The sequence below is a fragment of the Sinorhizobium sojae CCBAU 05684 genome (assembly GCF_002288525.1).
Lineage (GTDB): Bacteria > Pseudomonadota > Alphaproteobacteria > Rhizobiales > Rhizobiaceae > Sinorhizobium > Sinorhizobium sojae.
Genome location: NZ_CP023067.1, coordinates 2241569 through 2266922, shown reverse-complemented (window position 1 = coordinate 2266922; position 25354 = coordinate 2241569). Strand labels below are relative to the sequence as shown.

Below are 25354 nucleotides of genomic sequence, written 5' to 3'. Positions count from 1 at the left end.
CCGCCGGCGAGAGCCTGTAGCACTTCTACCGCTTCGGCCCGAAAATCGGACCCGATTTTAGGTAAGCAGTGCGTACTTGCAGCGACGTCTGTGCGTCCACAAGGCGGACGGAGGTTAGCACCCCCGGACGACAAGCGAATATTGCGGCGACGATGTGTGGAGTGGAGGCCCGCGATGGAACAGCTTCGGCAGACGCATCTATCGGGCGAGACGCGGCCGCTGGGTGGCCTGTTGCGGTCGTTCTCCGCGTCCGGCCTGCTCGTTGGCGTGCTGTTCTTTGCGGTTTCGCTGACGCCGAGCCTCGTTCCGCGGCCCTATCTGATCCAGGGGGTGATCTCCGGCGTTTCGCTGGCGGCGGGCTACGCGATCGGTGCATTTCTGCGCTGGCTTTGGTCCTTCTTCGAGCTGCGCGAGCCTTCAGCGCGGCGCGAGCGCACGCTGAAGATCGCAGCCGCCATCGTCTGCATCGCGGCGGCCGTCGTGTTCCTGTGGCAGACGGCAGGATGGCAGAATATGGTCCGCACCCTCATGGGGCTCGAGCCCATCGAAAGCGCGGAACCCGTCACGCTCGGCCTCATTGCAGCCCTCGTCTTCGTGCTGCTCGTCTTCACGGCCCGCTTGTTCCGGCTCACATTCCGCGTTCTGTCGCGATGGTTGGAGCGCTTCCTCACGCGCCCCGTCGCAAGGGCAATCGGCGGCTTGGCCGCGATCGCGCTCTTCTGGTCGGTCGCCAATGGCGTCATCTTCGAGTTCGCGCTCCGTGCCGCCGACAGTTCCTTCCAGACGCTCGATGCGCTCGTCGATCCGGACGTAGCGCCGCCGACGGATCCGATGAAAACCGGAAGCGATGCCTCTCTTTTGAGTTGGGAGGAACTCGGCCGACAGGGACGCGAGTTCCTGGCTTCCGGGCCATCCGGCGCGGAGATCGGCGCCTTCTTCGGCGGGAATGCGCCTGATCCCGTGCGGGTCTATGTCGGGCTGAATTCCGCCGAGACGCCGCGCGCGAGGGCGCGGCTGGCACTCGAGGAATTGACGCGCGCCGGTGGTTTTACGCGTGGAGCGCTGGTGATCGTCGTGCCGACAGGCACCGGCTGGATCGATCCCGCCGCGCTCGACACGCTCGAATATCTGCTGAAGGGCGATGTCGCGAGTGTGGCGGTGCAATACTCCTATCTCACAAGCTGGTTGTCGCTCTTGGTCGAGCCGGGATATGGAGCCGAGACCGCCAATGCGCTGTTCGAGGAGGTCTATCGCTACTGGACGACATTGCCGCGGGATCGGCGGCCGAAGCTCTATCTGCACGGCTTGAGCCTTGGCGCGATGAATTCGCAGGGCTCGCTCGATCTCTTCGACATCATCAGCGATCCCTTCCAGGGGGCGCTTTGGAGCGGGCCGCCATTCCAGAGCGACCTCTGGCGCTCGGTCACGGCGGACCGGGTCCCGGATTCGCCCGCCTGGCTGCCACGCTATCGCGACAGTTCGATCATCCGCTTCACCAATCAGCAGGGCGACCTCGACATTCCCGGGGTCGATTGGGGCGCCATGCGGATCGTGTATCTGCAATATGCGAGCGATCCGGTGACCTTCTTCGATCCGCATGCCTTTTACCGCGAGCCCGACTGGATGAAAGCGCCGCGCGGACCCGACGTCTCGCCGGCGCTGAGCTGGTTTCCCGTGGTGACCGGGCTGCAGCTTCTCGCCGACATGGCGCTCGCGACGACATCGCCGATCGGCTACGGCCATGTCTATGCGCCGGAGCATTATATCGACGCGTGGCTGGCGGTGGTCGATCCGCAAGGGGTGACCGCGGCGGATGTGGCGCGGCTGAAGGCGCAATTCCGTTCGCACTGAGTACGCGGTGTGCTCCTCATCCGGCTGCCGGCCACCTTTTCCCCGCGAAAAGGGGCGAAGGAGACTCGCGGCTTGCGCGTCGCTGCTTGCGTTTACACCCTGCCCGACAGAAGCTCCATCATCACACCGATGATCTTGCGGTGCTGGTGCGCGTGGCGGGTGCGTAGGCTGGTTGCGGCATAGATGGCCTGCGGGATCGCCGGCGCCTCGGCGACAATGTATGCGAGGCCATCGGCGGCGAGGCGTGCGGCCGTGTCGCCGGTGACATAGGCGGCACCGCCGAGCGCCTTCAGGAGCGCGGTGATTGCCATGTCCTGGCCTGCCGCAACCGGCGCGACGGAGAGATGCGGCAGCGCCAGGCGATGGACCCGCTCGAAGGCGGGGGAATAGTTCGCCCGGATATAGGCCTCCGCCCGGATGCCGGCGAGGTCGCGACGCTCGGCGCTGACCATCTTGTAATGCAGTTCTCCGATCCGTTCGTAGTGAAGGTCGGGCAGGTAATGCGGCGTATAGAGGATCGAGAGATCGAGGTCGCCGGCGGCGAGATCGCGGTTCATCTGGTTCGAATAGTCCGCCTCCATGTAGATCTCGGTCTCCGGGAACTCGCGCCGGATTGCAGCCAACCAGGGCCCGGCAAAGCTCTCGGCGAGATCATGCTGGATGGCGAGCCGCATCGAACGTTCCAGGGCGCCCGCGCCCGCCACAGATCGTGTTGCCTCATGCCACTGATTCTGCAGTGCTTTCGCATAGTCGATAAAGCGCAAGCCCGCGGCCGTCGGAACGGTTCCGCCCCTATTGCGGGTGAAGAGCTTGCGGCTGAGCTGGGCCTCGAGCGCCTTCACCCGATGGGAAACGGTGGACTGCGTCACATTCAACCGTTCGGCCGTGCGGTTGAAGCTGCGCGTTTCCATCAGGTCCAGAAATGTCTCAATTAGATCAACTTGCATTTTTGCGACGCTCTCTCGATCACCACGATGCAATCTAATCGAAATTGTCGATCAATAAAGCCTCGATCATTCGCTTGATGGCGCGTCGCTCCTCGTCAAATATCGCGGCAAAAGAGGGAGCAGTGCATGTCGAATTTGCCGTCTCACGCACGCGTCGTGATAATTGGTGGGGGAGCCGTCGGGGCCTCCTCGCTCTACCACCTCGCCAGGGCCGGCTGGACCGATTGCGTTCTCCTGGAGAAGAACGAGCTCACCGCCGGCTCGACCTGGCATGCGGCCGGCAATGTACCGACCTTCTCCTCCTCCTGGTCGATCATGAATATGCAGCGCTATTCCGCTTCGCTTTATCGCGAGCTCGGGGCACGCGTCGACTACCCGATGAACTACCACGTCACGGGGTCGATCCGCCTCGGCCATTCGACGGAGCGGCTGCAGGAGTTCAAGCGCGTCGTCGGCATGGGGCGCTACCAGGGAATGGATCTCGATATCCTGGCTCCGGATGAGATGCGCAGTCGCTACCCCTTCCTCGAAACGCATGATCTGACCGGCGCGCTCTACGACCCCTATGACGGCGATATCGATCCGGCGCAACTGACCCAGGCGCTTGCCAAGGGCGCGCGCGATCTCGGAGCGAAGGTCGTCCGCTTCTGCCCCGTGACGGCTGCGCGGCGCGAAAAGGACGAATGGGTACTGACGACGCCTCAAGGCGAAATCCGGTGCGAATATGTCGTCAATGCCGCGGGCTATTATGCCCGCGAGGTCGGAAAGATGTTCGGCCGCGACGTGCCGATGATGGTGATGAGCCATCAATATATTCTCTTCGACGAGATCCCCGAGCTCGCCGCCTGGTCGAAGGAAGCCGGTCACAAGCTGCCGCTGCTCAGGGACGTCGACTCCTCCTATTATCTCCGGCAGGAGAAGTACGGCATGAATCTCGGCCCCTACGAGCGGAATTGCCGGGCGCACTGGACGACGCCGGACGATCCGATGCCGGAGGATTTCTCCTTCCAACTTTTCCCGGACGATCTCGACAGGCTGGAATGGTACCTGAACGACGCTGTCGAGCGGGTGCCGATCCTCGGCACGGCCGGCCTTTCGCGCATCATCAACGGACCGATCCCCTATGCGCCGGACGGCAATCCGCTGATCGGGCCGATGCCGGGCGTTCCGAATGCCTTCGAGGCCTGCGTCTTCACCTTCGGCATCTGCCAGGCGGGCGGGGCCGGCAAGGTGCTTGCCGAATGGGTGACGGAAGGCCAGACGGAATGGGACATGTGGTCCTGCGATCCGCGCCGCTACACCGACTATGCGGACCAGGACTATTGCATCGCCAAGGGCATGGAAATCTACGGCCATGAATATGCGATGCACTTTCCGAAACATTACTGGCCGGCCGGGCGCGACAAGAAGCTCTCGCCGATCCACCAGCGCATCGCCGCGCTCGGAGCGCAGTTCAAGCCCTATAATGGCTGGGAACGCGCCATGTGGTATGCGAAGCCCGGCGACGACACGTCCGAGGCGGCCACGCAGACCTGGGGGCGTGAAGGACCCTGGGCGAAGCGGATCGAGAAGGAGTGCCTGGCCGTGCGCGATGCGGCCGGCATTCTCGACCTGCCGGGGTTTTCGCGCTTTCGGCTGAAGGGCGAGGGCGCGCGCGAATGGCTCTCCGGCCTCGTTACCGGGCGTGTTCCGAAACCGGGACGTATCGGTCTTGCCTATTTCGCCGACGACAAGGGCCGCATCGTCACGGAAATGTCTGTGATGGCGATTGAGGAGGAGTTTTTCTTCCTGATCACCGCGGCGACGGCAGAGTGGCACGACCTCGAATGGCTGCAGAAGCACCGCCCCGCCGATGCCGCCTTCACGATCGAGGACGTGACGGCGAAATTCGCCTGCCAGATCCTGACCGGGCCGAAGTCTCGCGCAATCCTTGCGGCGGTCTCCGGCGCTGATCTCTCGATGCCGTGGCTGACGCATCAGACCACGCAGATCGCCGGGCGCTATTGCCAGCTCGTGCGGGTCTCCTTTGCCGGTGAACTCGGCTGGGAAATCCACACCAAGGTGGAAGACACCGCGGCAATTTTCGACACGGTCTGGGAGGCCGGGCAGAAGCACGGGCTCAAGCCCTTCGGCATGGAGGCGCTCGACAGCCTTCGCATCGAGAAGGGCTATCGCGCCTGGAAGGGCGATCTCTCGACCGATTACACGATCCTTCAGGGTGGGCTCGAGCGCTTCGTCGACTGGTCGAAGCCGGACTTCAAGGGCAGGGCGGCGCTGGAGCGGGAAAAGCAGCAGGGCGCCGCGAAACGCTTCGTGACGCTGACGGTCGAGGTCGGCAAGTGCGACGCGCCCTACATGTCGACGATCTGGTCCGGCGGCGAGGTCGTCGGCGAGACGACCTCCGGAAACTGGGGCTACCGCGTCGGCAAGTCGATCGCGCTTGGCATGCTGCGCGCCGATCTCGCCGTTCCTGGACAGGAGGTCGAGGTCGAGATTTTCGGCGACCGCTGCAAGGCCACCGTCCAGCCGGACCAGCCGCTCTGGGATCCCTCGAACGAAAGACTGAAGGCATGACGAAGGCGATCCCGACGAAGGCACGCGTGGTGATCATCGGCGGCGGCGTTTCCGGCTGCTCGGTCGCCTATCATCTGGCGAAGCTCGGCTGGAGCGACGTCGTGCTGCTCGAACGCAAGCACTTGACCTCAGGCACCACCTGGCACGCGGCCGGACTGATCGGGCAGCTGCGCGCCTCGCAGAACATGACGCGGCTCGCGAAATATTCGGCCGACCTCTATGTGAAGCTCGAGGCGGAAGCCGGTATTGCCACGGGCATGCGCCAGAACGGCTCGATCACCGTGGCGCTGACGGAGGAGCGCAAGGAGGAGATCTACCGGCAGGCTTCGCTCGCCCGCGCCTTCGACGTGGATGTGCGCGAGATCAGCCAGGGCGAGGTGAAGGAACTCTATCCGCATCTCAATGTCGCCGACGTGAAGGCGGCGGTGCATCTGCCGCTCGACGGCCAGTGCGACCCCGCCAATATCGCCATGGCACTCGCCAGGGGCGCGCGGCAGAACGGAGCCACGATCATCGAGGGGGTCAAGGTCACGTCGGTCCTGAAGAGGGACGGCCGGGTCACCGGCGTCACCTGCGAGCAGAACGGCGAGCGCATCACGATCGAGACGGAAGACGTCGTCAATTGCGCCGGCATGTGGGGGAGCGAACTTGCCCGCCAGTCCGGCGTCACGCTGCCGCTGCATGCCTGCGAGCACTTCTATATCGTCACCGAGGCGATCCCGGGCTTGGGCCGGCTGCCGGTGCTGCGCGTGCCGGACGAGTGCACTTATTACAAGGAAGACGCCGGCAAGATGCTCGTCGGCGCCTTCGAGCTGAAGGCGAAGCCCTGGGGCATGGAAGGCATCCGCGAGGACTTCTGCTTCGATCAGCTGCCGGAGGACTTCGATCATTTCGCTCCCATCCTCGAAATGGCGGTGAACCGCATGCCGATGCTGGAAACGGCCGGCATCCATACTTTCTTCAACGGGCCGGAAAGCTTCACGCCGGACGATCGATACTATCTTGGCGAGGCACCCGAACTTAAGGGCTACTGGATTGCCGCCGGCTATAATTCCATCGGCATCGTTTCGTCCGGCGGCGCCGGCATGGCGCTGGCGCAATGGATGAACGACGGCGAGCCGCCCTTCGATCTGTGGGAGGTCGATATCCGCCGCGCGCAGCCGTTCCAGAAGAACCGCGCCTATCTCAGGGAGCGCGTCTCCGAGACCCTCGGCCTGCTCTATGCCGATCATTTTCCCTATCGCCAGATGGCGACGGCCCGGGGCGTCCGCCGCTCGCCACTGCACGAGCATCTGAAGGCGCGCGGCGCCGTTTTCGGCGAGGTGGCCGGATGGGAGCGCGCCAACTGGTTTGCGAAAGACGGGCAGGAGCGCGCCTACCGCTATTCCTGGAGGCGGCAGAACTGGTTCGAGAACCAGCGGGAGGAGCATCTGGCCGTGCGAAACGGCGTCGGCCTTTTCGACATGACCTCTTTCGGCAAGATCCGCGTCGAAGGTCGTGATGCGCTCTCCCTCCTCGAGCGTGTTTGCGCCAATCGGATCGACGTCGAGCCGGGCCGTATCGTCTACACCCAGATGCTGAACGCCCGCGGCGGAATCGAGAGCGACCTGACGGTCACGCGGCTTGCGGAAACCGCTTTCCTGCTCGTCGTTCCGGGTGCCACGCTGCAACGTGACCTCGCCTGGCTGCGCAAGCATCTCGGCGACGCGTTCGTGGTGATCACGGATGTGACGGCCGCCGAAAGCGTGCTCTGCGTCATGGGGCCGAGATCGCGCGAACTGATGCGGAAGGTCAGCCCCAACGATTTCTCCAATGACGCCCATCCCTTCGGCACGGCGCGCGAGGTCGAGATCGGAATGGGGCTCGCCCGCGCCCACCGCGTCACCTATGTCGGCGAGCTCGGCTGGGAGCTCTATGTCTCGACCGACCAGGCGGCGCATGTCTTCGAGACGCTGGAGGAGGCCGGGCGGGATGTCGGTCTGAAACTCTGCGGCCTTCATACGCTCGACAGTTGCCGCATCGAGAAGGCGTTCCGCCATTTTGGCCATGACATCACCGATGAGGACCACGTGCTCGAGGCCGGGCTCGGTTTCGCCGTGAGGCCGGACAAGGGCGACTTCATCGGCCGCGATGCGGTGCTTGCCAGGCGAGCGGAAGGCCTGTCGCGCCGGCTCGTGCAGTTCCGGCTTGCCGATCCAGAGCCGCTGCTCTTCCACAATGAGGCGATTATCCGCGACGGCGAGATCGTCGGCACCATCACGTCCGGCAATTACGGCCACCACCTCGGCGGTGCGATCGGGCTCGGTTACGTGCCCTGCAGGGGCGAGAGCGAGGCGGAGATGCTGGCATCGGGCTACGAAATCGAGATTGCCGGAACGCGGATCAAAGCCGAGGCGTCGCTGAAGCCGATCTACGACCCACGGGCGGAGCGGGTGCGGGCGTAAGCGTGAGACGATGGGTGGGGGGTGACTGCCCCTCATCCGCCTGCCGGCACCTTCTCCCCGTTCTGACGGGGAGAAGGGGACTCGCGGCGCGGCTTGTGCCCTCCCGGCTGCGGCCGCGAGCCGGCGCTCACTTTGGAAGATGACGCGCGATCCGCAAGACCTCCCCTCTCCCCGCCTGCGGGGAGAGGGGCAGGGCGAGGGGCAAGACGACGGCGCCATGGGAGATGAATGATGGCTGAGGAATGCACAGTTGCGGTTTCGAGACGGTCCGGCGGACGGGCGGCGCGTGTCGCGTTGCGCTCGGCCCCCTTGGCCGAGAACATCCGTCCGGTTCGCCCCGGTCTTTCGGGCGGCCAATACAAGCCGTTGACGGAGGCGGGCGTCAAACGCATCCATGAGGCGGCGCTCAAGGCACTGGAAGAGATCGGCCTTGCCAATGCGCCGAAATCCGGGATCGAGATCATGACCGGCGCCGGTGCGATCCTGGGCGATGACGGACGCATCCGTTTTCCGCGGGCACTGGTCGAGGACATGCTAGCGATCGCCGCGCGCGACATCACGCTTCATGCCCGGGACCCGAGGCAGGACCTCGAACTCACCGGCACGCGCGTCTATTACGGCACGGCGGGCGCGGCCGTGCATGTTGTGGATGTCGAAAAGCGGGACTATCGCGAATCCACGGCGAAGGATCTCCTGAACGCCGCCCAGCTCGTCCACCACCTGGACAATGTCCATTTCTTCCAGCGGGCGATGGTCTGCCGGGATGTTCCAGACAATTTCCTGATGGACATCAACACGCTTTACGCCTGCTGCGCCGGCACCACCAAGCATGTCGGCACCAGCTTCTCCGACCCGTCGCATGTCGAGGGATGCTTCGATCTGATCCATATGATCGCAGGCGGCGAGGAGAAATGGCGTGCACGGCCCTTCGTCTCCAATTCCAACTGCTTCGTCGTGCCGCCGATGAAGTTTGCGGAAGAAAGCTGCATCACCATGGAGAAGTGCATCCGCGGCGGCATGCCCGTTCTCCTGTTGTCCGCCGGTCAGGCGGGTGCGACCGCACCCGCACCGCTTGCGACCGCGGTCGTGCAGGCGGTTGCGGAATGCCTGGCGGGGGTCGTCTATGTCAACGCGCTTTCACCCGGGCATCCCGCCATCTTCGGGACGTGGCCCTTCGTCTCCGACTTGAGGAGCGGCGCCATGTCCGGGGGCTCCGGCGAGCAGGCGCTGCTGACGGCGGGCTGCGCGCAGATGCACCAGTTCTACCGCCTGCCGGGCGGGGCCGCGGCGGGTATCGCCGATGCGAAGCTGCCCGACATGCAGGCCGGCTGGGAGCAGGCGATCTCCAACCTGATGGCCGGGCTTTCCGGTCTGAATATGGTCTATGAGGCTGTCGGCATGCACGCCTCGCTGCTCGGCTTCTGCCTGGAATCGCTGGTACTCGGCGACGATTTGCTCGGCCAGGTACAACGATGCATCCGCGGCATCGACGTGTCGGAGGATTCCGTGTCGATCGAGACGATGCGCTCCGTGTGCCTCGACGGCCCCGGCCACTATCTCGGCCATCCGCAGACGCTCGGGCTCATGCAGACGGAATATATCTACCCGACCGTTGCCGACCGCACGAGCCCGAAGGAATGGGCCGAGATCGGCCGGCCGGATCTCGTCAAGCGGGCGATCGAGCGGAAGAACCGCATCCTCGCGGATGCCGCCCCCTCGTTGATCGTGCCGGAGGTCGACCGAGCAATCCGGGAGAGGTTCAGGATTTACTGCTGAGGGGAGCCGCAATAGTGATTTGCCCCACGGCCTAGCCCTCTCCCCGCAGGCACCCGCAGGCGGGGAGAGGGGGAGCGCGCCGCTTGTCCCTTCGCGCCGCTCGCGGGGAGAGGTGCCGGCAGGCGGATGGGCAAAACGCGGACGAGACTGATCTTCCAATCGATCACCGCGCTGCCGCGCCCCGGACCTGGCTCACCTGATAGCTCCATTTCGGCGCAACCGGCGCTTCATCGGCCCTGAACGGGAAGGTAAGGAAGGTCTCGAAGGGGCGGCTCTGGCCGCCCGGGACGCGAACGAGGATCAGCGCCGTGTCGTCGCCGATGCGACGGCATGTGTCATCGGGGCAGTCTTCCAGCGTCACGGTCAGCCGGAAATATTCCAGGGTGAACTCGGAAGCGTTCTCGATGGTGCCGCGGACACGGTAGCTGCGCGCGGACTCGCTGGCGTCGAAACTCAGGCCTTCGAGCGCAATGTCGTCCGCGGTGATCCCGGCTGCGCTTGTCCTCGGTTGAGGAGCCGGAGCCCGCTCGGGCGTACCCTCGCTCAGCCATATCAGGAAGGCGGCGGCAAGCCCCAGGGCAACGGCAACCGACAGGACCGGCTCCACCCAATTGCGAAAGCGGCCATAGCGGACCGCGAAATATATGATGGCTACACCGGACGCTAACGCAATCAGCCACAGCATGAAGAGCCTCCCGATAGACTCTTATACAGGGCGGCGCGTAACTGGCAATTACCGGATGGCCGCAACCGCGGGTCATTCCGCCGGCTTCAGGCTGACGCAGTAGCTCGCCTCGAAGGGAACGGCGGCAAGCGGCGGTTGATTTCGGCAAGCGTGTCGGCCGGGTCGACGTCGGGAAGATGTCCGGGCGGAACCAGACGGCAAAGGCTTCTGCGGCGACGATGTTGAGCGGGATCGCGTTGAAGAAGTTCCAGAGGCCGTGCACGCGTCCGCTGCGCACCGCCGCGATGCTCGCCATTACCAGGGTGTCGACCGCCGCGGAGCGTCCGCTCCGCCTCTTCGGCCCCGACGCCCGGGTCGACGGAGAAGCCGCTGTATTTTCCGCCTGCGATCGGCTGCGGCGGGCATTGCCGCATTTTGTCGTGCGGGAACTGGCCCCGATGATAAGCTGGCTCGAGAGGGAGCGCCGGATGGATTCAAAACTGCCAAAGCCTATGCCGACAGAAGCCGGCATAGTTGCCTTCCATGGACGTTGCGAAGCGTTCTATCCCGCCGATGCCGTGAACGCCTCGGTGGCGCAACAGCGGCAATGGTACGACGCGCTCTGCGCCGCCTTCGACGCATCGTCGCCCGCGGGGCTTACGCGACAGGACGAACTCCTGGCGGGGCGCATCCGCGTGAGGCGCTATCGGCCGGCTCAAATCGCGACCGAGACGCAGGTCTTCTATATTCATGGCGGCGGCTTCGTCGTCGGTTCGCTCGACAGTCACGATGCGATCTGCGCCGAGCTCGCGCATGGCACCGGCGCGGAGTTCGTCGCGATCGAATACCGGCTGGCGCCGGAGCATATCTGGCCGGCCGCCTTGGAGGATTGCTACGCCGTGCTCGAAGCCCTTCTCGCCGAGGGGCGGCCGCTTGTCGTCGCCGGCGACAGTGCCGGCGGCAATCTTGCGGCAGGCGTCGCGCTCAAGGCGAAAGCGGTAGGGCTTTCCGGCATTGTCGGCCAAGTGTTGATCTATCCTCTCCTCGGCGGCGATCTCGCCAGCGGCTCCTTTGTGGAGATGGCCGAAGCCCCGGGACTTTCGACGGCGGATGTCGCCTATTACCGCGGCATACTCCAGGCGCCGCCGGACGAGCTCTTCGCCCATCCCCTGAAGGCGGGCGATTTCGCGGGCCTGCCGCCTGCCTATATCTCCGCGGCGCATTTCGACCCCTTGCGCGACGATGCGCGTCAATATGCGGCACGGCTCATTGAGGCGGGCGTCGACGTCACCTTCCGCGAGGAGCCGCAGATGATCCACGCATGGCTACGGGCACGGCATATGAGCCCGGGAGCGCGGGAAGGGTTCGCCCATCTCGTTCACGGCCTCGCGCGGCTGGTCGGGTCGGCGTGAGTTCGGCGGGGAGATCGATCTTGCGCGGCATGCATGAGGCTGAGTCACGGCGCGGACGCGCCGTGACTGGATGCCTGTGACGAGCACAGGCATGAGGGTGCAGGGAGACGACCGCGTCATCCCGCCACAGTCGGCGACCGCCCGCAAAGAGGCGCCGTTCACATCAGGTCCCGCCGGATGCGCTTCTCGAAGATCTTTTCGAAGAACTTTGTCTCCTCTTCGAAGGCTTCGACCTTGCCCGAGGTGATCCATTCGCTCTCGGTGCAGGAAAGTCGCGACTTCGAGATCGTCTTCAAGGAGTGGCCATTGCGGCGGGCGACGCAGGTCCAGGTGGAGACGCCCGTCATCGAATGCGGATCGCCGGGAGCGATCGACCAGATCTCGCAGCGTATGTCCTGCGTCGCATTGCCGGTATCGGGGTGCTCGACGAGGCCGGTGTCCTCATAGATCGTGTAATGGGTCACGCCCCGCGTCATGTCGCGCTCGACCGTCCGCCGGGTCTGCGGCTGCGAGTGCGCGATATACTGCGGCAGCGGGTCGGGATTGGCGGGCTGCGGCACGACGATTTCGCGATGGTCGCCGAGGAGCGGCAGCGAAAGCGACAGGCTCTCCGTGTCGATCGTCAGGCCGGGATCGCTCGGGCTCGGCAGGACCATCGGCCAGTAGGAGGTCGATAGCGACAGCCGGATCCGGTGGCCGGCGCGGAATCGATAGCCGCAGGCGTCGAGCACGAGGGTAATTGGCGTCTTGTGGTTCTTTTCCATCGGCACCGGCATTGCGTTGCCGTTGCGATGGGCGAGGTTCAACACGCCGAAGGAGACGCGGGCCGCCGTGCCGTCGGGGTGGACGTCGACGAGGCGCGCGATCAGGTTGGCGGTCGCAACATTGCAGGCGACGTCGAGGCTGAGGACCGGTTGCCCGAGATAGTCCTCGGCCTTGAGCAAAGGAGGCGTCTCGAAGGTGAGGGAGCCGGCGTCGTCGATACGCTGGTCGCCCGCCATCTCCGCGTCAGGCTTCAGGGTGAAATATTCGCCGGCGGCCGTGCCGGTATCGAGCGGCGAGCGGAGGTAGACGTCGCCAATGCCTTCTCTCGAATGGCCGCTGGCGAGGCCGCCGTCGTGGGCTATGCCGAAGGAGCGCATCTCGGGTGCCGTCCAGACATCCTTGGCGATCCAGCGGCCGGGATCCTCATTGCGGCGAAGCGCCGGCCTCGGCCCGTCGAGGATATAGGCGCGCATCTGCGGCAGCTGCTCGGCATCATTCAATTGGTCTCGCAGCCAGCGGTTCCACCAGCGGATTGCCTCGCTCAGGAAGTCCGCCCGCGGCTTCGGCCAGGCGAAATGCGGATATTTGTGAACCCAGGGACCGATCAGCGCCTTGGCCCTGTCGCCCAGACCCTCGATCGCCTTGATCGGCGTGTTGCGGTAGCCGTCGGACCAGCCGGCGATGACGAGGGCCGGAATCGGGAAGCCGTCGAAGTCTTCGCATATGGAGCCGTGGCGCCAGAAGTCGTCGCGGCGCTGGTGTTGGAGCCACTCCTCGAGAAAAAAGGGTTCGTTCTCCAAGCGCTCCAGCCACATTTCCTTCCAGCGTTCGCCGACGAGCTCTGGATCGGGCGAGCGCGACTGGTAAGCGAGCATGGTTGCAGCCCAGGAGAGCTGTGCGGAGAGGTGGCAGCCGTTCTTGTAGTGGATATCGTCATTGTAGCGGTCGACGGTCGAGGCGATGGAGATCACCGCCTTCAGGGCTGGCGGCTTGAGGGCGGCCACCTGCAGCGAGTTGAAGCCGCCCCAGGAAATGCCCATCATGCCGACCTTGCCGTTCGACCAGGGCTGCGCCGCGATCCATTCGATGATCTCTGAGCCGTCGGACAACTCGCGCGGCGTGTATTCGCCGTCGATCACGCCTTCGGATTCGCCCGATCCGCGGATGTCGACGCGGACGCCGGCGATGCCGGCGGCGGCGAAGCCGGGATAGGTCGATTCATCACGGGCGCATGTGCCGTCGCGCTTGCGATAGGGCAGAAACTCGAGCACCGCCGGCACCGGGTTCTGCTCGGTGCCCTCCGGCATCCAGATGCGCGCGGCAAGCCGAGTCCCATCCTTGAGCGTAATCCATTCGTTTTCGATGACGGTGAAGTTGCGATCGGTCATGTTTCTCCCCGAGATGCTCCTCCGCGCACACTATCTTAGATAGCGGAAGGACGGGCGCAGGCGGAAAGGGAGCGCGCCTCCGATCCGCCCGCCATCAATTCCCCGCGCTTTCCATGCGCCGAGTCGAGAGCACCCTTTCAAGCCAACCGATCTCCATCTCCGGAACCGACTTCAGCAGAAGGTCGGTATAGTCGTCGAAGGGGGGCGACAGCACCTTCGATTTCGGCCCGAAGCGAACCAGCCGGCCGCGATGCATCACGGCCACGCTGTCGGCAATAGCTCGGACGATGGCGATGTCGTGGGTGATAAAGACATAGGAAACAGCGGTTTTCTCCTGAAGCTTCAGCAGCAGATTCAGGATGCCTTCGGCCACAAGCGGGTCGAGCGCCGAGGTCGGCTCGTCACAGAGGATCAGGTCGGGGTTCGCGGCAAGAGCCCGGGCGATGGCGACGCGCTGTTTTTGGCCACCGGACAGTTCGGCCGGATAGCGGTCGAGAAAGCGCGAGCCCATTTCGATCTGGTCCAGCAGTTCCTTCACGCGCTCGGACTTCCGGGCGCCGGACATGCCGAAATAGAAGGAGAGCGGCCTTCCGATGATGTCGCGTACAGTCTGACGCGGGTTCATCGCCGTGTCCGCCATCTGGTAGATCATCTGAATGCGGCGCAGCTCATCGCGCGTACGCCCGTTCAAGGCCTTCGGCAATTCCTTGCCCTCGAAGGTGATCCGCCCCTCGGTCGGCGGCAGAAGCCCCGTGATGACGCGCGCGAGGGTCGATTTGCCGGAACCGGATTCGCCGACGATCGCCAGCGTCTGGCCCTTCGGCAGATGCATCGAGACGTCATGCAGCACCTTGAAGCCGTTGCCATAAGCGGCGTGGACATGCTCGATCTTGAGAAGTGTGTCGGATTGGTCTTCAGCTTCTTCTCGCTTCGTTTGGCGGACGCTGACCAGCGCCCGCGTATAGTCTTGCTTTGGCGCTTCGATCACCTGCTTCGTCGTCCCGTACTCGACGGTCTTGCCGTGGCGCAGCACCATGATGTCGTCGGAGACTTGCGCCACGACGGCGAGGTCGTGGGTGATGTAGAGCGCTGCCGTGTGCGTTTCCTCGATGGCGTGCTTGATCGCCGCGAGTACGTCGATCTGCGTCGTTACGTCGAGCGCTGTCGTCGGTTCGTCGAAGACGATCAACTCCGGATTGGGGCAGAGCGCCATGGCGGTCATGGCGCGCTGCAACTGCCCGCCGGAAACCTGATGCGGATAGCGCTCGCCGAAGCTTTCCGGATTGGGAAGGCCGAGCACCCGGAAAAGGTAAAGCGCACGCTGCCGCGCTTCCTCCCGCGTCATGATGCCATGGCGGAGCGAGGCCTCGACAACCTGGTCGCCGAGCTTGTGGGCCGGATTGAAGGCGGCAGCAGCGGATTGGGCGACATAGCAGACCCGGGCGCCGCGGATCGCACGGATGCCGTTCTTGTTGAGCTTCAGGATGTCCTTGCCGTCGAGCAGCACTTCGCCGCCGGTGATCCTAACGCCGCCGCGGCCATAGGCGAGCGCCGAAAGGCCGATCGTCGACTTGCCGGCACCGGATTCGCCGATCAGGCCCAGAACCTTGCCCTTCTCGAGATCGAAGGAGACGTTTTCGACCAATGTGACCACCTTTGGCGGTTCGCCCGGCGGATAGCTCGTCGCCTCGATCTTGAGGTTCTTGACGGAAAGCAGATCAGGCATCGCCGCGGCCTCCTTTCAGGCTCGAGGTGCGCTTCATCAGCCAGTCGACGACTAGGTTGACGCAGATGGCAAGCGTGGCGATCGCGGCACCGGGTACGAGCGCGGCCGAGATGCCGAAGATGATGCCGTCCTTGTTGTCCTTGACCATGCCGCCCCAATCGGCGGCCGGCGGCTGGATGCCGAGGCCGAGGAACGAGAGGGTGGAGAGAAACAGGATCGAAAAGGCGAAGCGCAGACCGAATTCGGCCAGGAGCGGCGAGAGCGTGTTCGGCAGGATCTCCCGGAAAATGATCCAGAGCGAGCCTTCCCCGCGCAGCCTTGCCGCCTCGACGAATTCCATCACCGCTACGTCGAGCGCGACGGCACGGCCGATGCGGAATACGCGGGTGGAATCGAGCACGGCCATGACAAGGATCAGGATCCACAGCTGCTGTGGCAGCACGGCAAGCACGACAAGGGCGAAGATCAATGTCGGGATCGCCATCATCAGGTCGTTGAAGCGCGAGAAGAGCTGATCGACGAAGCCGCCTATGACGGCTGCGGCAAAGCTCAGGATCATGCCGAGCGCGAAAGAGAGCACGGTTGCCGCCAGCGCCACGAGGATGGTGGTGCGGGCGCCATAAATCAGGCGCGAGAGCAGGTCGCGCCCGAGGTTGTCGGTTCCGAGCAGGAATTCGCCGCCGGCCGGCATCCAGATGTCGCCGACGATCTCCCGCTCGCCGTAGGGAGCAAGGACCGGAGCGAAGATCGCGCAGAGGACGGCTATGCCGATGCCGACGATGCCGATCCATGCGCTGATTGGGATGGATTTGGCATTCATCGCGGGTGCCTCAGTCTCGGGTTGGCGAGGATGGCGAGGATGTCGGCCGCCATGTTCAGGAAGATGTAGAAGGCCGCAAAGATCAGGCCGCAGGCCTGCACGACCGGCATGTCGCGCACCGTCACCGCATCGACCATGTATTGGCCCATGCCGGGATAGACGAAGACGACCTCCACGACGACGACGCCGACGACCAGATAGGCGAGGTTGAGCGCGATGACGTTGATCACAGGCGCCACCGCATTGGGCGCGGCATGACGGGCGATGACGCGGAAGGTGCTGAGCCCTTTCAACTCCGCCGTCTCGATATAGGCCGAGGACATGACGTTGAGGATTGCCGCCCTTGTCATGCGCATCATGTGCGCGAGTACGACGAGCACGAGCGTCGCGACCGGAAGCGCAATCGCCGACAGCCGCTCGCCAAAGTCCATGCTGTCATAGACGGTTGCCGGGAAAGTGGCGACCCCCCATTCGACGGCGAAGAACATGATCAGGAGATAGCCGATGAAGAATTCAGGCAGGGAGATCGCCGCAAGCGAGATCACATTGATGATCTTGTCCGGCATGCGGTTTCGGAACTGTACGGCCAGCATGCCGAGGCCGACCGCAAGCGGCACCGAAACGAGCGCGGCGAAGAAGGCGAGGAAGAGCGAATTGCCGAGCCGATTGCCGATCTGTTCGCTCACCGATTGCTTGCTTGCCCAGGAGGTGCCGAAATCACCGGTGACGGCGCCGCCGAGCCAGCTCAAATAGCGTTCGCTCCACGGCCGGTCGAGGCCGAGATCCTGGCGGATGTTCTCGACCGCCTGGGGCGTTGCCGATTGCCCCAGATAGGTGGTCGCGAAATCGCCGGGCAACGCCTCGACGCCGCCGAAAATCATCAGCGACACGGCGAAGAGCAGTCCGACGCTCAGTCCGAGGCGCTTGAGGATCAGCGCCAGGAGAGGACGACGAAAGACAAAACGCCGCCAGAACGTGCCGCCGATCTCGGCCGAGACGGCGGGGGTGGATTTTGCTGGCATTCCGGAAATGTCGGCGGACCGCGCGTCCACGTTGCGCGCGGCCCCATCCGTCGGAACCGGACCAGCGATCGGTCCGCTTTCCATCATCAGCTGTCCAGCCATACCCGGGTGGCGACATAGCCGTTCGACATGTCGTTGCCGATGTCGTGGACATAACCCTTCACCTGCTTGCCCGCTGCGTTCACGAAGTCGTTGAACATCGGCAGGATCAGGCCGCCTTCGTCGCGCACCATCATCGCCATGGTGCGATACATCTCCTTACGCTTGGCCTCGTCCAGTTCGGAGCGGGCCTCGAGCAGAAGCTTGTCGAAGTCCGGGCGCTGGAAGCGCGTATCGTTCCAGTCAGCCGTCGACAGATAGGCGGTCGAATACATCTGGTCCTGGGTCGGCCGGCCGCCCCAGTAGGAGGTGCAGAAGGGCTGTGTGTTCCAGACATTCGACCAATAGCCGTCGCCCGGCTCGCGCTTGACCTCGATGTCGATGCCGGCTTTCTTGGCGCTCGCCTGATAGAGAACCGCCGCATCGACCGCGCCCGGGAAGGCGACGTCGGAGGTACGCAGCAGGACCGGTCCGCTGTGGCCCGATTTCTTGTAATGGAACGCCGCCTTGTCCGGATCGTAGGTTCGCTGCTCGATCCCTTCCGGAAAGAGGGCATAGGTCTCGTTGATCGGGAAATCGTTGCCGATCTTGCCATAACCGCCAAGGATGCGCTGGACCATGGTTTCGCGGTCCATAGCCAATTTCAGCGCCATCCGGAGGTCGTTGTTGTCGAACGGCGCGGTGTTGCAGTGCATGATGAAGACGTAATGGCCGCGGCCCGCCGTGTTGAGAATCTCGACGGTCGGTGCCCGCTTCAACAGAGAGACCGTCTTCGGGTCGACACGGTTGATAAAGTGTACCTGTCCGGACGAAAGCGCGGCGATACGCGCCGTCGCGTCGTTCATGGCGATGAGTTCGACCGAATCGACATAGCCGCGGTCCGTTCGCCAATCGTCGGCATACTTCTCGAAGGTGGCGCGCACGCCCGCTTCGAAGCTCGTGACCGTATAAGGGCCGGTGCCGATCATCGCGTCCGGATTGTCGAGGCCGCCATTCGGCTGGATGATCAGGTGGTAGTCGGAAAGAAGCAGCGGCAGGTCCGCATTGCCTTCGGTCAGCGTCAATACGAGCTTGTCGCCGTCCGCCTTGATCTCCTTGATCGACTTCATCACACCAAGCGCGCCCGACTCGGACTTCTCATCGGTGTGGCGTTGCAGCGTCTTGATGACGTCGTCGATCGTCAGTTCCTTGCCGTCGTGGAACTTCACGCCCTTGCGGATCGCAAACGTCCAGGTCGAGGCATCGGCGGAGGGCTCCCAGGATTCGGCGAGCGCCGGCACCGGCGCACCCGTCGTCGGATGACTCTCGACGAGCGTGTCGCCCCAGTTGCGGCCGACGACGAACATGAACTGCGAGAGCGCCTTGGCCGGGTCTTTCGAGTCGGTTGCGGCTGCACCCTCGAGGCCGAGTTTCAGGTGGCCGCCGCGCTTCGGCTCCTGCGCTGCCGCGCTTGTCGCGAAAAGCGTGTTCGCCGTCGACGCTGCAATGCCGAGCGCGGCCGCGCGTCCGAGAAATTCGCGCCGGTTCATTTTGCCCAGCATGACCTGTCGTGTCAGATAATCCTTGTAATCGCTCATTCCCCTGTTCCCTTCTTTAGCCGGCATTCGCCGTTTCGTTGTGGTTGCTAGGGCATCGCCCCGAAATCGGACTCGATTTTGGAAAGCTCGATGCGCAGATCCAAAGAGTTACAGCGACCTTTGCGCGCTGAACGACGCGTGGTGCTGTAGAGGCTGCCGCGTGTCACCAAAGCTTTGACTCCTGCGGCTTCGACCCGTTTGAGTGGTTTCTCTGCTGTCCTCCCGTTCCTGATGTGCCAGCCGCTACAACTTTCCATCCATAAGCTAGCCGCTTGGATCCGGCTTGTAACGGCCTATTTTATCGATCCCTCCCATAAACAACGTCTATCGGAAGTGTTCTAGGCGGCCGGCAGCCTCGTTTCAGCGCCCCTTCGTCTTAACGCCCCTTCCATACCGGGTCGCGCTTCTCGGCAAAGGCGCGCGCTCCTTCCAGCTGGTCTTCACTCGAATAGAGCACGTCGACCGTCCGGAATTGGCGGCGGGTGACCTTGTTCATCGTCGTCTGGAAGTCGCGGCCTTCGGCTTCGCGCACGACCTCCTTGATCGCGGCATAGACGAGCGGCGGTCCGCTCTCGAGCAGGCGCGCGAGTTCCCAGGCGCGCTCCATCAGCCGCCCGGCCGGCAGGATCTCGTTGACGAGGCCCCAGCGATGGGCCTCGCCGGCTTCGAGCCAGCGGCCGGTCAACAGCATATCCATGGCGATGTGGTAGGGGATGCGCTTCGGAAGCTTGATCGAGGCGGCATCGGCGACCGTGCCCGAGCGGATCTCCGGCAGCGCGAAGCTTGCATGCTCCGCGGCAAGGATGATGTCCGTGGACAGCGCGATTTCAAGACCGCCGCCGCAACAGATGCCGTTGACGGCGGCGATGATCGGCTTGTTGAGATCGCGTAGTTCCTGCATCCCGCCGAAACCGCCGATCCCATAGTCGCCGTCGACGGCATCGCCCGCTGCCGCGGCCTTGAGATCCCAGCCGGCGCAGAAGAATTTTTCGCTCGCACCGGTGACGATGGCGACGCGGAGTTCCGGATCGTCGCGGAAATCCCGGAAGACTTCGCCCATGATCCGGCTCGTCTCCAAGTCGATGGCGTTCGCCTTCGGCCGGTCGATCGTGACTTCGAGAATACCGTCTTCGCGACGGGTGCGGATCGGTCCGATCATGGGCGTTATTTCCTCCGGCGGATCAGGGCGTCGGCGGCTACGGCTCCGTAGCCGTCCGGCAACACCATTATAGGATTAATTTCCAGTTCGTCGAGTTTCGCAGCGTTTGCAACGACATAGGATGCCACGGCAGCGACAACTCTTACGAGAGATGCGACATCTGCCTTCGGCGCGCCGCGATAGCCGCCCATCAGCCTGCTGATCTTCAGGCCGTGAATGGCTTCGCGGATTGCCTCTTCCGTCGTCGGAAGCGTCAGGATCGCCGTGTCGTCCAACAGTTCCACCAAAATTCCGCCGGCGCCGATGGTCAGAACGGGTCCGGCGACCGCATCCCGCATGGCGCCGACGATCACTTCCGCGACGGGCTTGGCGACCATCTTCTCCACCAGAAAGCCGGGCGCGACCAAGGCCATCGCCTCGGCCGCGGCTAGGACCTGATCGCGACTCGTGAGATCGAGCCTGACTGCGCCGGCTTCGGTCTTGTGCGCGATGCCCAGCCCCTTGAGCACCACGGGGAAACCCAGCACCTCGGCGGCGTCCGCCGCTTGCGTCGGCGACTTGGCGGTCCTGCCCGGCGGAACGGCGATGCCGGCTCGCGCGAGTTCCGCCTTGGCCTCAGCTTCCGTCAGGGTAACGGCTTCGCCATCCGGGACCGCCGCCGCCATAAGCGGCGGGGCGGCTGGTCTCGCCCAGGCCGCGCCGATGGCGGCGGCGACCTCGGCGGCGGCGAGCGCCTCATCAATGCCGAAGAAGGGCACGACGCCTGCTCCCATCAGCGAGAGTGCCGTTTCCTCCGGCATGTTTTCACCGAGGCTGGCGACGATTCCCGCGGCGGCGCCGGTCGTCTTGGCCGCGTCGATCACAGCTTCGCAGGTCGTCACCCAGTCGGCGGCGTCGCAGCGGTCGAGGCGCGGAAAGTCGAGCACGATCAGGTTGAGCGCATAGCCGCCCCGCATCATGGCGATAAAGGCGGTCGTCTGCTTTTCGCGATTGCCCCAGACGAAGGTGTGGTAGTCGAGCGGATTGGCGATCGCCACCATTTCGCCGAGGCTTTCCTTGAGCGGCTGGCGCTGATCCTCCCGCAGGGGACGGAAATTGACCCGCCGTTTGACGCCGGCATCCGCCATGAGCGACGCCTCGCCGCCCGAACAGCTCATCGAGGAAATATCGGCGCTCCCGAGCGGGCCGTGTAGATGCAGGAGCTTCAGCGTTTCGAGAAGCTCCGGAAGCGTGTCGACGCGGCCGATGCCGAGGCGGGCGAGAAGCGCCGAAGAGACGCGATCGTTGCCGGCGAGCGAGGCGGTGTGGGAGATTGTCGCAAGCTTCGCGGCTTCCGACTTGCCGACCTTGAGCGTCACGACCGGCTTATGCAGTTCCCGGGCACGCTCCGCCAGACGCTCCAGCGCTTCGATACTGTCGAAACCCTCGACGTGGAGGCCGACGGCGGTGACGCGCGGATCCTCTACGACGGCACAGGCGAGGTCGGAAAGCCCGGTCTGCGCCTGGTTGCCGGCAGTCATGACATAGGCGAGCGGCAGCCCCCGCTTCTGCATCGAGATGTTGCAGGCTATGTTGGAGGATTGCGTGAGAACGGCCACGCCGCGCGCGACCCGCTGCATGCCATGCTGATCCGGCCAGAGCAGGGCGCCATCCAGCATGTTGATGAAGCCGTAGCAATTGGGCCCGACGATCGGCATGTCGCCGGCAGCCGCGACCAATGCCTCTTGAAGGTCCGTGCCGTCGAAAAGTTCGCTTGCTGCCTCCCGGAAGCCGGAGGCATAGCAGATGGCTCCGCCGGCGCCGCGTGCTGAGAGTTCTCGGATGATGTCGATCGTCAGCGCTCGGTTAACCCCGACGAAGGCGGCGTCCGGTGCCTCCGGCAGTTTGGCGACCGAGCGGTAGCAGCGGCGGCCGAGGATTTCCTCTTCGCGCGGATGAACCGGCCAGATTTGGCCGGAAAAACCCGTCCGATCGCATTGCTCGATGACCCGGTGGGCCTCCTTGCCGCCGAAGACGGCGATGGAGCGCGGGCGGATGAGGCGGTCGAGGGACCGGGGAGGGGCTCTTTCTGTGCCAAGAACAACCGCCATTCCCTCAAGCCCCCAGAGGCCGAAGAAGATCACGGCTGATGATGTGCCGCTGGATCTCCGAGGTGCCGTCCCAAATGCGTTCGACGCGGGCGTCCCGCCAGAAGCGGGCGAGCGGCAGGTCATCCATCAGGCCCATGCCGCCATAGATCTGGATCGCCTCGTCGGTGACGCGGGCGAGCATTTCGGTGGCGAAGACCTTTGCCGAAGCGATCTCCCGGTTCGACGGCAGGCCCTGGTCGAGCCTCCAGGCGGCCGAAAGCGTCAGCAGATCGGCGGCGTCGATTTCGGTGATCATGTCGGCGAGTTTGAAGGAGACGCCCTGGTTGGCGCCGATCGGCTTGCCGAACTGCTTGCGCTCGGCCGCATAGGTGAGCGCGTAATCGAAAGCGCGGCGGGCGCGGCCGACGGAGGTCGCGGCAACGGTCAGCCGCGTCGCATAGAGCCAGTCATTGGCGAGGTCGAAGCCCCTGTGGACCTCGCCCAGGATATGGGAAGAGGGCAGGCGGCAATCGTCGAAGGTCAGGATGCAGTTCTTGTAGCCGCGATGCGAGACAGAATTGTAACCTTCGCGGATTTCGAAGCCCGGCGTGCCGCGATCGACGAGGAAGCAGGTGATCTTCTTCTTCGGACCGCGCGGCGTCTCTTCTTCGCCGGTGGCGATGAAGACAATGACGAAATCGGCAATGTCGGCATGGCTGATGAAGTGCTTCGTGCCGTTGACGATCCAGTCGTCGCCGTCCTGCCGGGCGAAGCATTTCATGCCGCGCACATCGGAACCCGCGTCCGGCTCGGTCATCGCAAGCGCGTCGAACTTGTCGCCGCGGACGGCGGGGAGCAGATAGCGCTCGCGCTGTTCGTCATTGCAGGCCATCAGGATGCCGGATGGGCGGCCGAAAAAAACGGTGAGTCCCATGGAACCACGGCCGAGCTCACGCTCGACCAGCGTGAAGGTCAGGTGATCGAGCCCGGCACCGCCAACTTCTTCGGGGAAGTTGCAGGCGAAGAAACCTATGTCCTTGCACTTGCGGGCGATCTCGAGACCGAGCTCGCGTGGCACGATACCGGTGCGCTCGACCTCGTTCTCATGCGGATAGATCTCCGTCTCGACGAAGCTGCGGACCGTGTCGACGATCATCTCTTGTTCTTCGGACAGTGCGAAATTCATCGTTCTCCCTCGTCAATTTTGGCCCGCCTGCCATGACCGATCTCCCGTTCGGCTCGGGCGTGCTTGGCTATTTGCCCCTCACCCTAGCCCTCTCCCCGCGCGGGGAAAGGGGACGCCCTTGCAGCCTCTCCCGACTATGAGAGCTGGGCGAGTGGTTGCGGCAGGTCCCTTCTCCCCGCTCGCGGGGAGAAGGTCGCGGCAGCGGGATGAGGGGCAGCTCATCCCACCGCCACCTCTCATCACCGCCTCTGCCCCACGTGCCGCCCCGCGCCTTCCGGCGGCGGCAGCTTCGCATGCGCTTCCGCGATCGGCGTCAGCTTCGCCATGACCTCCGCCGGCGCCGGCACCGACTTGCCGGCCTTGGCGTCGACATGCAGCATCATCTGTTCGGCGGTAGCGATCACGTCGCCCGAGGCCGCATCATGAATGCTGGTGAAGAAGTGGATGCGCTTTTCGTCGACTCTCAGAAGCTGCAACGTCGTGTAGAGCGCCTGTCCAGGCTTCGCCTCGCCGAGATGGCGGATATGCGTCTCGACCGTGTAGTAGCTGTGGCCCGCTTGCACGTAGGCGAAGTCGACGCCGATCAGCCTGAGCAGCGCATCGGACGTATCGCCGAAGAGCTGCAGATAACGATGCTCGGTCATGTGGCCGTTGTAGTCGACCCAGGCGGCGTTGACCTTGGTGTCGACGAGACGCAGCGGCCGCGAGGCATCGTATGTTTTCGACTGATCGCCGCCCTTGGCCCAGAGGCGTTTTTCGAAATCGGCCAGCAGCTTGCCGGCGCCCCAGCCCTTGCCGCCGTCTCCGGCTTTCAAGGCATGCATGATGCCGACGAGATTTTCGTCGCGGATGCGTTCGAGTTCGCGGACCGACCGCCCCGCGGCCTGCGCGTCCGACTGCGCGCCGATCTTTTCGACCAATGCGTCGTCGAGGTCGACCACATCGGTGAATTTGGTCCAGGGCCATTTGAGGCAGGGGCCGAACTGCGCGAGGAAGTGGCGCATGCCGGCTTCGCCTCCGGCGATGCGATAGGTTTCGAAGAGGCCCATCTGCGCCCAGCGCATGCCGAAAGAATAGCGCATGACATCGTCGAGCGTTTCGGTGTCGCAGATGTCGTCCTGGATGAGCCAGAGCGCCTCGCGCCAGAGTGCTTCCAGCAGCCGGTCGCCGACGAAGGCCTCGATCTCCTTGGCGATGACGACGCCCTTCATCCCGATCTCGGCGACGGCTGCTTCAGCGCGCCTGATCGTCTCGGGCGAGGTCTTCTTCCCTCCGACGAGTTCGACCAGCGGCAGCAGATAGACGGGGTTGTAGGGGTGCGCGACGAACATGCGTTCGGGATGCTTCATCTCCGCCTGCAGGTCAGAAGGAAGCAGGCCCGAGGTCGATGAGCCGATCAGCGCGTCGGGGCGGGCGGCCGCGTCGATCTCGGTGATGACGCCGCGCTTCAACGGCAGCCGCTCGGGAACGCTTTCCTGAATCCAGTCAACGTCTTCAACGGCGTCTTCAATGCTCTTGCAGAAGGTGAATTTGCCGCGCGGCGGCAACGGCGCCATGGTCAGCATGCCATAGGCGCGCTCGGCATTGGCCATGACCTCGCCGATGATGCGTTCGGCTTCCGGATGCGGGTCGAAGATATTGACGTCGATGCCGGCGAGCGCGAAGCGCGCCGCCCAGGCCCCGCCGATGACGCCGCCGCCGATGCAGGCGGCCTTTGTGATGATGGTCATTCGTTATCCATCCTGTTGCTCCGTGGGAACCCCTCCCGGCCCTTCGGGCCACCCTCCCCACAAGGGGGAGGGTTGGGTGGCTCCGGATCTCTCTCTCCCTCTTGCAGACTCGTCTGCCGCCTTCTTCGTCGTTCGACACGCTCAG

General features: G+C 64.3%; 16 protein-coding genes and 1 pseudogene. 5 read left to right on the top strand and 12 right to left on the bottom strand.

Features of this window, described 5'->3' with window-relative positions:
- Positions 1-174 precede the first annotated feature (174 nt).
- The gene (locus SJ05684_RS11110; RefSeq protein WP_034851347.1) at positions 175-1851 is read left to right on the top strand and encodes an alpha/beta hydrolase; all 1677 of its coding nucleotides are present in this window, start codon (positions 175-177) and stop codon (positions 1849-1851) included.
- Between the two features lie 92 nt (positions 1852-1943).
- Here SJ05684_RS11110 and SJ05684_RS11105 read toward each other — a convergent pair whose 3' ends face one another.
- Positions 1944-2798 (bottom strand): LysR family transcriptional regulator, encoded by an 855-nt coding sequence (locus SJ05684_RS11105; RefSeq protein WP_034851345.1) that lies wholly within the window; start codon positions 2796-2798, stop codon positions 1944-1946.
- Positions 2799-2924: 126 nt separating this feature from the next.
- Between SJ05684_RS11105 and SJ05684_RS11100 the strand changes: the two genes are divergently transcribed.
- The 3 genes from SJ05684_RS11100 to SJ05684_RS11090 all read left to right on the top strand — a co-directional run bounded on the left by SJ05684_RS11100 (position 2925) and on the right by SJ05684_RS11090 (position 9592).
- Positions 2925-5372, top strand: a complete 2448-nt coding sequence (locus SJ05684_RS11100; RefSeq protein WP_034851342.1) for a GcvT family protein — start codon at positions 2925-2927, stop codon at positions 5370-5372.
- A complete protein-coding gene (locus tag SJ05684_RS11095) occupies positions 5369-7816 on the top strand; it encodes a GcvT family protein (RefSeq protein ID WP_034851339.1) in 2448 nt (815 codons plus the stop codon). Before SJ05684_RS11100 ends, SJ05684_RS11095 begins: the two co-directional genes overlap by 4 nt.
- 231 nt (positions 7817-8047) lie before the next feature.
- Positions 8048-9592, top strand: a complete 1545-nt coding sequence (locus tag SJ05684_RS11090; RefSeq protein WP_034851336.1) for a trimethylamine methyltransferase family protein — start codon at positions 8048-8050, stop codon at positions 9590-9592.
- Between the two features lie 163 nt (positions 9593-9755).
- Here SJ05684_RS11090 and SJ05684_RS11085 read toward each other — a convergent pair whose 3' ends face one another.
- Positions 9756-10277, bottom strand: a complete 522-nt coding sequence (locus SJ05684_RS11085) for a hypothetical protein (protein ID WP_034851335.1) — start codon at positions 10275-10277, stop codon at positions 9756-9758.
- A gap of 72 nt (positions 10278-10349) precedes the next feature.
- Positions 10350-10660: pseudogene (locus SJ05684_RS30390) on the bottom strand (ABC transporter substrate-binding protein); the annotation flags it as partial.
- An 84-nt stretch (positions 10661-10744) separates the two neighbouring features.
- Here SJ05684_RS30390 and SJ05684_RS11075 point away from each other — a divergent pair.
- Complete coding sequence (locus SJ05684_RS11075) at positions 10745-11668, top strand: alpha/beta hydrolase (protein WP_034851386.1); 924 nt, start codon at positions 10745-10747, stop codon at positions 11666-11668.
- A gap of 158 nt (positions 11669-11826) precedes the next feature.
- On the opposite strand, the gene SJ05684_RS11070 is transcribed toward SJ05684_RS11075, so the two are convergent.
- The 9 genes from SJ05684_RS11070 to SJ05684_RS11030 all read right to left on the bottom strand — a co-directional run bounded on the left by SJ05684_RS11070 (position 11827) and on the right by SJ05684_RS11030 (position 25209).
- Complete coding sequence (locus tag SJ05684_RS11070) at positions 11827-13821, bottom strand: CocE/NonD family hydrolase (RefSeq protein ID WP_034851333.1); 1995 nt, start codon at positions 13819-13821, stop codon at positions 11827-11829.
- 94 nt (positions 13822-13915) lie between these two features.
- On the bottom strand, positions 13916-15547 hold the full coding sequence (locus SJ05684_RS11065; protein ID WP_034851330.1) for an ABC transporter ATP-binding protein: 1632 nt from the start codon (positions 15545-15547) through the stop codon (positions 13916-13918).
- Positions 15540-16367, bottom strand: a complete 828-nt coding sequence (locus SJ05684_RS11060) for an ABC transporter permease (RefSeq protein WP_034851329.1) — start codon at positions 16365-16367, stop codon at positions 15540-15542. The genes SJ05684_RS11065 and SJ05684_RS11060 overlap by 8 nt, the downstream gene beginning before the upstream one ends.
- Complete coding sequence (locus tag SJ05684_RS11055) at positions 16364-17491, bottom strand: ABC transporter permease (protein WP_034851326.1); 1128 nt, start codon at positions 17489-17491, stop codon at positions 16364-16366. Before SJ05684_RS11055 ends, SJ05684_RS11060 begins: the two co-directional genes overlap by 4 nt.
- Positions 17476-19065 carry an ABC transporter substrate-binding protein gene (locus SJ05684_RS11050; RefSeq protein ID WP_034851324.1) on the bottom strand — a complete coding sequence of 530 codons (1590 nt, stop codon included), beginning with the start codon at positions 19063-19065 and terminating at the stop codon, positions 17476-17478. Before SJ05684_RS11050 ends, SJ05684_RS11055 begins: the two co-directional genes overlap by 16 nt.
- Positions 19066-19441: 376 nt before the next feature.
- Positions 19442-20224 (bottom strand): carnitinyl-CoA dehydratase, encoded by a 783-nt coding sequence (locus SJ05684_RS11045; RefSeq protein ID WP_034851321.1) that lies wholly within the window; start codon positions 20222-20224, stop codon positions 19442-19444.
- Positions 20225-20229: 5 nt separating this feature from the next.
- On the bottom strand, positions 20230-22314 hold the full coding sequence (locus SJ05684_RS11040; RefSeq protein WP_034851385.1) for an acetate--CoA ligase family protein: 2085 nt from the start codon (positions 22312-22314) through the stop codon (positions 20230-20232).
- Between the two features lie 4 nt (positions 22315-22318).
- On the bottom strand, positions 22319-23479 hold the full coding sequence (locus tag SJ05684_RS11035) for an acyl-CoA dehydrogenase family protein (RefSeq protein WP_034851320.1): 1161 nt from the start codon (positions 23477-23479) through the stop codon (positions 22319-22321).
- Between the two features lie 239 nt (positions 23480-23718).
- On the bottom strand, positions 23719-25209 hold the full coding sequence (locus SJ05684_RS11030) for a carnitine 3-dehydrogenase (RefSeq protein WP_034851317.1): 1491 nt from the start codon (positions 25207-25209) through the stop codon (positions 23719-23721).
- Positions 25210-25354 lie beyond the last annotated feature (145 nt).